Source organism: Stenotrophomonas sp. (assembly GCF_032066555.1).
Taxonomy (GTDB): domain Bacteria; phylum Pseudomonadota; class Gammaproteobacteria; order Xanthomonadales; family Xanthomonadaceae; genus Stenotrophomonas.
On record NZ_DAMBKV010000017.1, the window covers coordinates 63,882 to 75,506 of the forward strand.

At 65.4% G+C, this 11,625-nt stretch carries 11 protein-coding genes and 2 tRNA genes; 9 read left to right on the plus strand and 4 right to left on the minus strand.

What is annotated here, in order from left to right; genetic code table 11:
• The first annotated feature begins 117 nt into the window (after positions 1-117).
• Positions 118-194, plus strand: a tRNA-Asp gene (locus tag RT131_RS16190).
• A gap of 127 nt (positions 195-321) precedes the next feature.
• Complete coding sequence (locus tag RT131_RS16195; RefSeq protein WP_313173804.1) at positions 322-2,283, plus strand: peptidyl-prolyl cis-trans isomerase; 1,962 nt, start codon at positions 322-324, stop codon at positions 2,281-2,283.
• A 708-nt stretch (positions 2,284-2,991) separates the two neighbouring features.
• Here RT131_RS16195 and RT131_RS16200 read toward each other — a convergent pair.
• Entirely contained in the window at positions 2,992-4,209 is a 1,218-nt protein-coding gene (locus tag RT131_RS16200) for a transglycosylase SLT domain-containing protein (protein ID WP_313173805.1), read from the minus strand.
• Entirely contained in the window at positions 4,206-4,970 is a 765-nt protein-coding gene (gene gloB, locus RT131_RS16205; protein WP_313173806.1) for a hydroxyacylglutathione hydrolase, read from the minus strand. The genes RT131_RS16200 and gloB overlap by 4 nt, the downstream gene beginning before the upstream one ends.
• Positions 4,971-5,086: 116 nt before the next feature.
• On the opposite strand from gloB, the gene RT131_RS16210 reads away from it, so the two are divergent.
• From RT131_RS16210 to dnaQ, 3 genes are read left to right on the plus strand one after another with little or no spacing between them, the layout of a single operon-like run.
• On the plus strand, positions 5,087-5,635 hold the full coding sequence (locus RT131_RS16210; RefSeq protein WP_313173807.1) for a hypothetical protein: 549 nt from the start codon (positions 5,087-5,089) through the stop codon (positions 5,633-5,635).
• A gap of 15 nt (positions 5,636-5,650) precedes the next feature.
• Positions 5,651-6,103 (plus strand): ribonuclease HI, encoded by a 453-nt coding sequence (rnhA, locus tag RT131_RS16215; protein ID WP_296247856.1) that lies wholly within the window; start codon positions 5,651-5,653, stop codon positions 6,101-6,103.
• An 8-nt stretch (positions 6,104-6,111) separates the two neighbouring features.
• Positions 6,112-6,840 (plus strand): DNA polymerase III subunit epsilon, encoded by a 729-nt coding sequence (dnaQ, locus tag RT131_RS16220; protein WP_313173808.1) that lies wholly within the window; start codon positions 6,112-6,114, stop codon positions 6,838-6,840.
• A 38-nt stretch (positions 6,841-6,878) separates the two neighbouring features.
• Here the strand turns inward: dnaQ and RT131_RS16225 are convergent, their stop codons facing one another.
• Entirely contained in the window at positions 6,879-7,583 is a 705-nt protein-coding gene (locus tag RT131_RS16225; RefSeq protein WP_313173809.1) for a protein phosphatase 2C domain-containing protein, read from the minus strand.
• Between the two features lie 203 nt (positions 7,584-7,786).
• On the opposite strand from RT131_RS16225, the gene RT131_RS16230 reads away from it, so the two are divergent.
• Positions 7,787-7,877, plus strand: a tRNA-Ser gene (locus RT131_RS16230).
• A gap of 122 nt (positions 7,878-7,999) precedes the next feature.
• A complete protein-coding gene (locus RT131_RS16235; RefSeq protein ID WP_313173810.1) occupies positions 8,000-8,398 on the plus strand; it encodes a DUF6165 family protein in 399 nt (132 codons plus the stop codon).
• A 138-nt stretch (positions 8,399-8,536) separates the two neighbouring features.
• On the opposite strand, the gene RT131_RS16240 is transcribed toward RT131_RS16235, so the two are convergent.
• On the minus strand, positions 8,537-9,583 hold the full coding sequence (locus RT131_RS16240; RefSeq protein WP_313173811.1) for a glycosyltransferase family 9 protein: 1,047 nt from the start codon (positions 9,581-9,583) through the stop codon (positions 8,537-8,539).
• Positions 9,584-9,603: 20 nt separating this feature from the next.
• Between RT131_RS16240 and RT131_RS16245 the strand changes: the two genes are divergently transcribed.
• Entirely contained in the window at positions 9,604-10,353 is a 750-nt protein-coding gene (locus RT131_RS16245; protein WP_313173812.1) for a 3-deoxy-D-manno-octulosonic acid kinase, read from the plus strand.
• Position 10,354: 1 nt separating this feature from the next.
• Positions 10,355-11,119, plus strand: coding sequence for an MBL fold metallo-hydrolase (locus RT131_RS16250; RefSeq protein ID WP_313173813.1), 765 nt, complete (start codon positions 10,355-10,357; stop codon positions 11,117-11,119).
• The last annotated feature ends 506 nt before the right edge of the window (positions 11,120-11,625 follow it).

Consider the following 11,625-nt stretch of genomic DNA (forward strand, 5'->3'; position numbering starts at 1 on the left):
GAATGCTGGCCTGTCACGCCGGAGGTCGCGGGTTCGAGTCCCGTCCGCTCCGCCATTTAATCAAGTCGCTTTTCGGAGCGCGCGCCCTGGGAAACCAGCGGTGGTCGAGTCAAATGTGGAGCGGTAGTTCAGTTGGTTAGAATGCTGGCCTGTCACGCCGGAGGTCGCGGGTTCGAGTCCCGTCCGCTCCGCCAGTTGTCTCAAAGCCCTCGGCGCAAGCCGGGGGCTTTTTTTTGGTCCGCTATTGGCAGCGGCTGAGTTGGGCGCGGGGCAGGAAGCGGGTTAAACTGCCCGGCTCGCCACTCAGGCCTCGATTTGCCCATGCTGCAGAAACTTCGCGACAAGACCTCAGGCTGGATCGTTACGGTGATCATGGGCCTGTTGATGATCCCGTTCCTGTTTGTGATCGACAACAGCTACCTCGGTGGCGTCGGCGCACAGAACGTTGCCAAAGTGTCGGCCCCGCCGTCGTGGTGGACCTCGGCGCCGTCGTGGTGGCCGATGTCGTTCCTGTGGAACCACCATGAAGTCAGCGTCGAAGACTTCCGTGCCCGTTTCGAACAGGCACGCACGCAGGCGCGTGAGCAGCAGGGTGACAACTTCGACCCGCGTGAGTTCGAAACCGCGGAGAACAAGCGGCTGGTGCTCGATCAACTGATCGACGAGCAGGTCGTACGCCTGGCTGCCGAAGACGCGCATATCGTCATCGGCGACAAGGCCGTGCGCGATTACATCGCGGCGATCCCGGCGTTCCAGAAAGATGGCAAGTTCGATGCCGACCAGTACCGCTTGGCGCTGGCGCAGAGCATGCCGCCGCGTACCCCGGCGATGTTCGAGCAACTGGTGCGTTCGAGCCTGCAACAGTCGATCATTCCATCGGCACTGGCGCAGTCCGGCTTCGTGACCAAGGGTGAGAGCGAGCGCCTGCTGAAGTTGCTGGGCGAAACCCGTGACGTGGAGTTCGCGCTGCTGCCAGCCGTCGCGGCAGATACCGCTGCGGTCAGCGATGCCGAGATCGACCAGTGGTACAAGGCGCATCCGAAGGATTTCCGCCAGCCGGAGAACGTCACCATCGAGTACGTCGAGCTCAATGCTGCCAGCATGCCGGCTGCAACGGCCGCCGACGAGGCCACCCTGCGCCAGCGCTATGAAGACGAAAAGATGCGTTTTGTCAGCGCCGACCAGCGCCTGGCCTCGCACATCCTGATCACAGCCGGCAGCGACGAGAAGGCTGCAGAAGCCAAGGCGGCCAAGCTGGCCGCGGAAGCCAAGCAGCCGGGCGCCGACTTCGCCGCGCTGGCCAAGGCCAATTCGGAAGATCCGGGTTCCAAGGACGCCGGTGGCGACCTGGGCTGGGTCGAGAAGGGCGTGATGGACAAGTCCTTCGAGGACGCACTGTTCGCGATGAAGGCGGGTGAGGTGGTTGGCCCGGTCAAGAGCGCATTCGGTTACCACGTGCTGAAGCTGCGTGAGATCAAGGGTGGCGAAGGCCGTCCGTTCGAAGAAGTGCGTGACCAACTGGCTGCCGAGCAGCTGCAGGCCGATACCGAGAAGGCATTCAACGAGTTGAGCGGTCGCCTGGTCGATCTGGTTTACAAGAACCCGACCGAGCTGGGTGCAGCAGCCAAGGAAATCGGCGTGCCCGTGCAGACCCTGGGGCCGTTCGATCGCGCCACCGCCAGCGGCATCGCTGCCAATTCGGCGGTATTGAAGGCCGTGTTCTCCGACGCTTTGAAGGAAGACGGCACGGTCAGCGACCCGATCGAACTGGGCCCGAACCACAGCGTGATGGTGCGCGTCACCGCGCATACCCCGGAGCAGGCGATCCCGCTGGCGCAGGCGCGTGAGCAGGTGATTGCTGCGGTGCGCGCGCACCGCACCGAAGAGGCTTCGAAGAAGGCCGCTGATGCCTTGCTGGCCAAGTTGAACGGCGGCCAGACCCTGCAGGCACTGGCTGGCAGCGAACAGCTGCAGTTGCTGCCGATGCCGGGCCTGCCGCGCACTGCGCCGATGCCGACCGTTGAAGCCAACCGCGTCGCGTTCACCGTCGCCGCCCCGGTCGGCGACAAGCCGAGCTATGGCAAGGTGGAGATGGAGCCGGGCCGTTATGCGGTGTTTGCGGTGACCAAGGTGACCCCGGGCAACCCGGCCGAAGTGCCGGAAGCGCAGCAGGCCATGCTCAAGGACCAGCTGAGCCAGATCGACGGTGCCGCTGCCGCCAAGGCTTATGTCGATGGCATGCGCAAGCGCTACAAGGTGCAGGTGCAGGAATCGCAGCTCTGAGCATCTGAGTGATAAAAGCAAAAGCCCGGCGAAAGCCGGGCTTTTTCGTTGAGGTAGTGCCGAGCCATGCTCGGCAGGGGCGTTGCCCGTCACCTGTCCGCTTGTGGGAGCGGCGTAAGCCGCGAAGCTGACAAGCCATCAGGTTGCTGGCGGATGCCGGTGGTTTCATTGCTGCTGGCTTTGCGGCTTACGTCGCTCCTGCAAGCTGGGGTTGCCGGGAGAGCCCCTGCCGAGCATGGCTCGGCACTACATCAACGCAGGAGCCCGGCCATAGGCCGGGCTCCTGCTCTGGATTCTGTAGGAGCGGCGTAAGCCGCGAAGCTGGTGATCCATCAGATTGCGGGGATGCCGGTGGTTTCATTGCTTCTGGTTTCGCGGCTTATGCCGCTCCTGCAAAAGCAGAGAGGACTGCTGGTAATGCCCCTGCCGAGCATGGCTCGGCACTACCTCAACGCAGAAGCCCGGTCATTGGCCGGGCTTCTGCTCTGGATTCTGTGGGAGCGGCGTAAGCCGCGAAGCTGACAATCCATCAGGTTGCTCGCGGATGCCGGTGGCCTCATCGCTATTGGCTTCGCGGCTTATGCCGCTCCTGCAAAAGCAGGGAGGATTGCTGGTAATGCCCCTGCCGAGCATGGCTCGGCACTACATCAAGCAGAAGCCCGGCCAATGGCCGGGCTTCTGCGTTTGTTCTCGTGCGGGAGCGCTGGCTCAGCGCACTTCGTCGTAACGCAGCACCATGCCGGGCTTCAGTACGGCACTGGCATCCAGGTTGTTGGACGACAGCAGGGTCTTGACCGAAATGCCATAGCGACGGGCGATGGTCCAGGCCGACTCGCCGCTGCGTACGGTGTGGCGGCGGCCATTACCGGCCGAGGCGACGGTCCGTGATGCCGCTGTTGGGCGGCTGCTGGCGACCGATGAGGGTGCTGCTGGTGGCGCATCGCGGGTGGCGACCAGCACGCTCTCGCGGTTGTCGCTCTCGATGCTGCCGATGGCTGCAGCCGGTGCCAGCACCCGGGTGCCGGAGCGTGAACTGGTCAGCGCCGGGTTGAGTCGGGCTATGCGCGCCGGATCCAGTGCGTTCTGCGTCGACCAGGCTGCCAACGTGGTATTGGCCGGCAAGGTATGGCCCTTGAGGATGGGCACCTGACGGTCCAAGGCGGCCATCAGGTCAGGGTCGTTCTCGGACTGTTCCAGCACGCAGGCCAGGGCATGCAGCTTTTCGACGTAGGCGTAGGTGATCGGCGACAGGCCCGGCAGCTCGGAGGCTGTGGCGTTCTGTGCGTTCATGCCGCCGCGGCGCAGCGACTGCAGGATGCGGTACTCGCCGGCGTTGTAGGCCATCACCGCCAGCTGCCAGTCACCGGCAAACATGCCGTGCAGGGTCTTCAGGTAACGCACCGCAGCGCGGGTGGAATCCACGGCCGACAGGCGGCCGTCATAGCCCTTTTCCATCGGCACGCGGTGGTTGCGGGCGGTGGTGGCGATGAACTGCCACAGCCCGGCCGGGCCGCTGGCGTTGCGGGCGCCGGGGCGGTAGCCGCTTTCAACGAAGGGGATCAGCGCGAATTCGGTCGGCAGGCCGGCGCTGCGCAGTTCGTCGACGACATAGCCGAACAGCGGCAGCGCATCGTCCTCGACATTGCCCAGCCGTGCCGGGGCGTGCGAGAACTGCTTGCGCCAGCGAGGGCTGGTGGCTTCGGCATCACACTGCGGGGCGGCCAGGCCCTCACGGAAGTTGGCGAAGATCTCGCGGCCGTTACGGGTGGTCGCGGCCGGCAGCGACGCCGGATCCAGCGGCAATGCGGTCAGTGCGGCGACGTTCTGGGTCATGCCGGCGCTGATCGGGAGGCCTTGGGCGGCCAGCGTGCCGCTGCCCGTGCCCAACAACAACCCCAGCGCCAACGGCAGACAAAGCCGCCTCATGCGCGAAAACCGTCTTTCCACCGCCGCAATTCGGCGAAGACTTCCACCTCGTCGGTGGGCGCGCGGCCAAGCCGCGCGGCGATCGCTGCAACGATCGCGGTATCGGCAGTCCGCAGGAACGGATTGCATTCCAGTTCACTGGCCAGGACGGCGGGAACGGTAGGACGGGAACTGCTGCGCATGTCCGAGGCTTCCTGTTGGCGGCGCTGCAATGCCGCGTTGGTGGGGTCGACATGCCGCGCAAACACGGCATTGGCCAGCGTGTATTCGTGCCCGCAGCAGACCAGTGTCTGAGGGGGCAGGGCGGCCATTCGCCGGAGCGAGGCCAACATCTGGGCCGGCGTACCTTCGAACATGCGTCCACAGCCCAAGCTGAACAACATGTCGCCACTGAACAAATGGTCGTGGCCGTAGTAGGCAATATGGCTTCGGGTGTGACCGGGAACTTCCATCACGGTGAAGTCGAAGCCGGACAATTCTACCCGGTTGCCTTCGCTGACTCGTTCACATTCCAAGGCGATGCGTTCATCTTGCGGTGCCAATACTCGCAGCCGCGGCCAGCGCTGGCGCAATTCCGCCACCCCGCCGATGTGATCGTCGTGGTGATGGGTGAGCAGGACACCTGCAGGCTGCATGCCTTGCGCAGCGGCTTCGAAAACCGGGCCGGCCTGACCGGGGTCAACGAAAATCGTGCGGTCATCAGGCGTTTGCAGCGCCCAGATGTAGTTGTCCTGAAATGCGGGCAGGGCGATCAGTCGCATAGAATTGGAAAATGCCTGCCGCCAAGTCCCCCCGTCAAGCTGCAGTCTCGCCCTGGTTTGAGAAAGCCGGGGCGCAGGCGATGCGGGAATGGGAGCAGCGGCTGCTGTCTGAACAGATGCGCGGATTTCCCTCGCCGCCATGGCTGTGGATGGCGCCAAACGCCTTCTGGCGGCCAACCCCCTCCCCGCAGGGGCGTGGCCTGCACCTGCACCGCGACCCGCAAGCGCCTGGCTGGGCAGGCGATCTGCGCTGCAGCCTGCCGCTGCCGCTGCCCAGCGAGTCGATCAAGGCCATCGTCATCGAGCACCCGGCGGCCGAGGAGCTGGAGTCCTTGCTGTCCGAGTGCGCGCGGGTGCTCATGCCCGGCGGGCGGGTCTGGGTGACCCTGCTCAACCGCTGCAGTCCCTACCGCGCGCATTGGCAATGGCAGGGTGCGCGGCCGCCCTCGGTGGCACGTTGCAGGACACTATTGCAGCGGCAAGGCATACGATGTCGCTCGCTGCGGCACTATGGCCCGCTGTGGACGCAGTCGGGCAATACCCCGGGCACGGCTCTGCCGGCCCTGCGCGCCTTGTGCGTGCTGGAAGCTGAAAAACGCACCGCGGCCTTCATCGGCCCGATCAAGGCCAGTCGCGTCAGTTGGCGCGGCCCGGTGGCGACCTGAATTCAACGGAACACTATGAAGTCAATTGAAGTACATACCGATGGCGCCTGCCTCGGCAATCCCGGCCCCGGCGGATGGGGCGCGTTGTTGCGCTACAAGGGCCACGAGCGCGAGCTCGCCGGTGGCGAAGCCCACACCACCAACAACCGGATGGAGTTGATGGCCGCGATCATGGGCCTGGAGACGCTCAGCGAGCCCTGCAACATCACCTTGTTCACCGATTCGCAGTACGTACGCCAGGGCATCACCGAGTGGATGTCGGGCTGGGTGCGGCGCAACTGGAAGACCGCCGGCGGCGACCCGGTCAAGAACCGCGACCTGTGGGAGCGCCTGCACGAGGCCACCCAGCGCCATCAGATCGACTGGCGCTGGGTCAAAGGCCACTCCGGTGATCCGGACAACGAACGCGTGGACCAGTTGGCCCGCGATGCTGCAATCCGCGTGCGCGCTGGCGCCGCGAGCAACTGAGGTAGCTGATGCGCCAGATCGTCCTTGATACCGAAACCACCGGCCTGGAATGGAAGAAGGGCAACCGTGTGGTCGAAATCGGCTGTGTGGAACTGCTCGAGCGGCGGCCCAGCGGCAACAACTTCCACCGTTACCTGAAGCCGGATTGCGATTTTGAAGCGGGCGCCGCGGAAGTCACCGGCCTGTCGCTGGATTTCCTCGCCGACAAGCCGCGCTTCGAGGAGGTGGTGGATGAATTCCTCGCCTACGTGGATGGCGCCGAGCTGATCATCCACAACGCTTCGTTCGATATGGGCTTCCTCGAGAACGAGATGAGCCTGGCCGGCAAGGGCCGCCTGGCCAGCCGGGTGACGGTGACCGATACCCTGGCGATGGCGCGCGAGCGTTTCCCCGGGCAGCGCAACTCGCTGGACGCGCTGTGCCGGCGCCTGGGCGTGGACAACGCCCACCGCACCCTGCATGGTGGCCTGCTCGATGCGCAGATCCTGGCCGACGTCTATATCGCGTTGACCTCGGGCCAGGAAGAAATTGGTTTTGGCCAGCCCGAAGCCGAATCGACCAATGCCGGTGGCGTGGTGCAGGCATTCGATGTGTCGGCACTGCTGCCACGGCCGCGCGTACTGGTGACTGCCTCGGAGCAGGAAGCGCATGAGGCGCGCCTGGCCCGGTTGCGCAAGAAGGCTGGGCATGCCTGGTGGGACGGCGAGCCTGCGCCGGCAGCGGGCGAATCGGCCTGAGTCGTGCTGCTCGTTGACTGACGTGGCGTTCCGCCGCCCTAGTGGCAGCGGATCAGGACGACGGTGACATTGTCCGAGCCGCCGCCATCCAGCGCGGCGGCGACCAGTGCGTCCACGCACTCCTGCGCGCTGCAGTCGCCATGGGCCAGTGCCGCGCTGAGGCTGGCATCGTCCACTTCCTCGGTCAGCCCGTCACTGCACAGCAACAGCTGCATGCCGGGGCGCAGTTCGCCGGTGGTGATGGCGACGTTGAGATGGGCCGGATCGGTCACGCCCAATGCCTGGGTGACCACGTTGCGATGCGGATGGGCGCGCGCCTGCTCGGCGGTGAGCGTGCCCTGCGCGATCAGCTCCTGCACATAACTATGGTCCTGGCTGAGCTGGCCCAGCTTGCCGTCGCGCCACAGATAGGCACGGCTGTCGCCGACCCAGGCCACTTCGTAGCGATTGCCCTGCACGCGCGCGGCCACCACGGTGGTGCCCATCGGCAGACTGTCGTTGCGGCGACGGGAGGTGCGGATGATTTCCTCGTCGGCAGTACGGATGGCCTGGGCCAGCGCGGCACCATTGCGTACCTCGCGGACGATGGTTTCGCGCGCCAGCGCGCTGGCTACCTCGCCGCAGGCATGGCCGCCCATGCCATCGGCCACCAGCCACAAGCCGAGCTCACCGTCACCGTAATAGGTGTCTTCGTTGAGCTGGCGGCGCAGGCCGACGTGACTGAGGTGTCCAAATTCGATCATGGGTGCCCGGACGGGCGGTGTTTCGGCAGGGAAGGTCGCTGCATCATCGCGTTCATGGAGGTGTACGGCAAGCGCCTGCGGACACCCGTTTGGCTGGCGGATTGCAGCGCCGGGATGGCGGATGGCGTTTTTTTGTTAAAAACCGCTTGTCCGCGCAGCCGATGCCTATTATTATTCGCAGCCCGGTTCGCCGGGGAACATCTGGAGAGGTGGCAGAGCGGTTGAATGTACCTGACTCGAAATCAGGCAGGCGTTTATAGCGCCTCGGGGGTTCGAATCCCCCCCTCTCCGCCAGATACTGAAAAAAGCCACCTTCGGGTGGCTTTTTTCTTTGTGTGCAGCCTGTGCCCTGGGGCTGCGGCGGAATACCCGGCAGCAGCGACTACACTGTGCGCCTGATCCAACCGGTAAACCCCATGTCAGAAATCCTCGTCCCCGTGTCCTTCGGTGAGCTGTTGGACAAGATCTCCATCCTGCAGATCAAGTCCGAGCGCATGAGCGATGCGGCAAAGCTGGCCAATGTGCGCAATGAGTTGAACGCGCTGGACAGCACCTGGGCCGCGCACCCGGCTGCCGCGCAGGACATCGCAGCGCTGCGTACCGAGCTGAAGGCGGTCAATGAGCGCCTGTGGGATATCGAAGACGACATCCGCCTGAAAGAGAAGGCGCAGGCCTTCGACGATGCGTTCGTACAGCTGGCGCGCAGCGTCTACATCCAGAACGATGAGCGCGCGCGCATCAAGAAGGCCATCAACCTGGCGCTGGGTTCCAGCTACGTGGAAGAGAAGTCCTATCAGGACTACCGCGCCGTCTGACAGCCGCAGCGCTGCCGCTTTGCTCCCTCCCTTGCGCAGCAGGGGAGGGTTGGGGAGGGGTTGGCTTTAGGGGCCTGTCATGCGTTCCGAGCTTCGCGGCTTATGCGGCTCCCACATTGCAGGCAGCGCCGCAGCCTCTCAGTTCGGATGATCCGCGCGATAGCGCTCGAACGCGGCGATCGCATCTTCCACCGTGATCAACGACATCACCTCGTCGAACTCGATCTTGGTGCCCCATTTCAGCGCGCTGGCCGGCTTGTCGAGATAGCGACGGGCGGCATCGTCATAACGGTCCACGCAATAGCGGCGGTCGGAATACGGGCCGCTGCGGGCCGGGTTGCTGGCCGCATGCAGGCCCAGCACCTTGGTGCCGACGGCATTGGCGATATGCATCGGCCCCGAGTCCGGGGTGACCAACAGCGAGGCGCGGGCCAGCAGTGCCGGCAGCTGTTTGAGCGTGTCCTTGCCGACCAGGTCCAGCGCGGGGTGCTTCATCGCGGCGAGGATGGCGTCGCTGGTGCTGCGCTCCAGGTCGCTGCGGCCGCCACACAGCACCACCCGCCAGCCCTGGCTGGCAGCGTGGTCGGCCAGGGCGGCGTGGCGCTCGGGGTACCAGTTGCGGCGCTGGTGGCTGGAGCAGGGCGAGATCATCAGTACCGGGCGGCCATCCTCGTCCCACTGCGCCCGTGCCCACTCGTGTGCCTCCGGCGGTGTGGCCAGGTCCCAGCTGACTTCGGTCTGCTTCAGGCCCAGCGGCTCGCAGAAGCTGCCGATGGCATCGAGTACATGGATGCCGGGGCGGTCGGGGATGCGCTCATTGATGAAAAGACCGTGCAGGTCCTTGGAGCGTGACTTGTCGTAGCCGATACGGCGCTTGGCCGGGATGAAGGCCGACAGCAGATTGGCGCGCGCGGCGACCTGCATCTGCAGCAGGGCTTCGAAGCGACCGGGCGGAAATTCGCGACGCAGCGCACGCATTCCTGCCAAACCGCTGCGCTTGTCGTAGATATGGAAGTGCACACCGGGCAAACCATCGAGCAGCTTGTGGCCGGCCTTGTCGATCACCCAATGCAGGGGTTTGCCCGGGAAGCCCCGCTGCAGCGTGCGTACCAGCGGGACCACATGGGTTACATCGCCCAGTGCCGAGAGGCGTAAGAGGCACAACGGGGAGGACGATGCAGGCATGTGTTGTTAGACTCGTATTGATGGTCGCATTTGACGCCACTGAAGCGCTGACGCCCTGCCGCGATGGTCGCGGCTATGGCGCCATTCTGTTCGACCGCGAACGCCTGCGGCAAGCCGATCCGGGCTTGTTCGCGCCTGCGCAGTGGGGCAGCAAGGCCCATCCAGTGGGCGATGGCGGGCGCGGCGGTGCATGGTTCATCGATGCGCCGTTCGGTCGCAGCGTGCTGCGCCAGTACCTGCGCGGCGGCGTCGCCGCCAAGATCAGCCACAGCAGCTATCTGTGGCGTGGTGCCAACCGCACGCGCAGCTTTGCCGAGTTCCGGCTGATGCGCGAGCTGATCGCGCAGAAGCTGCCAGTGCCGCGCCCTTATGCGGCGTTCTATATGCGCGAAGGCCTGCGTTACAAGGCGGCACTGCTGATGGAGCGGCTGGAAGACGTGCGCTCGCTGGCCGACCACGCGCAGGTCGCCGGGCGCGGCGCACCATGGGAGGAGGCCGGGCGGATGATCGCGCGCTTCCATCGTGCAGGCCTGGATCATGCCGATCTGAACGCCCACAACATTCTGTTCGATGACGCTGGCCGCGGCTGGCTGATCGATTTCGATCGCGGCGTGCTGCGCATTCCTGCCACCCGCTGGCGCGAGCGTAACCTCAAGCGCCTGCTGCGCTCCCTGCTGAAGCTGCGCGGCGCGCGCAGCCGAGAGGACGTGGAGCAGGACTACGCGCGGCTGCGCCGCGCCTATGATCTGGCCTGGAACCGGGGCGTGTGAGATGAGTTGGGCCTTGCGTTTTCTGGGCGTCGGCAATGCGTCGGCGGTGGAACTGGGTTCGCCGATGTCGGTGATCGAGCACGGCGGCGCGCCGTGGCTGACCATCGATTGCGGTGGCGAGGGGCTGACTGCCTACCGCAACCACTACCGCGCCATGCCGGATGCCGTGTTCGTTACCCATATCCATCTGGATCATGTGGCGGGTTTCGAGCGCTTGTTCGTCGATGCCTTCTTCAACTCGCAACGGCGCGGCAAGGTGCGACTGTACGTGCCGGCGCCGCTGGTACCGTTGCTGCACAAGCGGGTAGGGGACTACCCGAACGTGCTGGCCGAAGGCGGCGCCAACTTCTGGGATGCCTTCCAGCTGATCGTGGTGGGCGAGGCATTCTGGCATGAGGGCGTGCGCCTGGAAGTGTTCCCGGTGCGCCACCACTGGCCGGAAACCGCCTACGGCCTGCGCCTGCAGGGTGCGCTGGTATGGAGCGGCGACACCCGCCCGATCCCGGAAATGCTGGCGCGTTTTGCCGATGACAACGAGCTGATTGCCCATGATTGCGGCCTGCACGGCAATCCCTCGCATACCGGCGTGGACGACCTGGAGCGCGAATACGACGCCGCCACCCAGGCGCGGATGATGCTCTACCACTACGCCAGCGCGGCCGATGGCGAAGCCCTGCGTGCCCGTGGCCACCGCGTGGCGATGCCGGGTGAGTGCGCTGTGTTGGCCGAGCCGACGGCGCCGCGTGCGGAGCCGTTCGAGGGCTGAGCGTCGTGCTTCGGCTCCACCGCGCTTGGGCGCACGTAGGCCCCAGTAATTCCAAGCAATGATCACTAAGCCCCTCTCCCGCCTGCGGGGCGAGAAGAGGCGCTTGCGAACCACCGGTTCGCGACTCTTGGAGCGCACTCGCGGCAACGCGGGGGCCGGGGCGCGGAGCGGGGGTTGGGGTGAGGGCAAGGCCGAAGCCAGCCTCTGTCAGCCCCATCCGAACCCTCCGAGGCAACGTAGCCCGGGTAAGCGCAGCGCACCCGGGAAGCATGCCGGTTAACTCGTAACCAATAAAAGGCCAATTCGTGGCCGGCAATCAGTCGATCGCCTGGCAGAAGTCTTGCACGGCCAAAGCCCCGGGTGCGCTGCGCTTACCCGGGCTACAACGCGCACAAGCAAGAGCCGCCGCTTCAGCAGCCGCGCAATTTTCCAAGGCCCAAAAAGGTGGCGACCCCGCCGGCTGACCTCGGCGCCCGCGTCGATCGATACCGTTGCTGCCTTCCGGC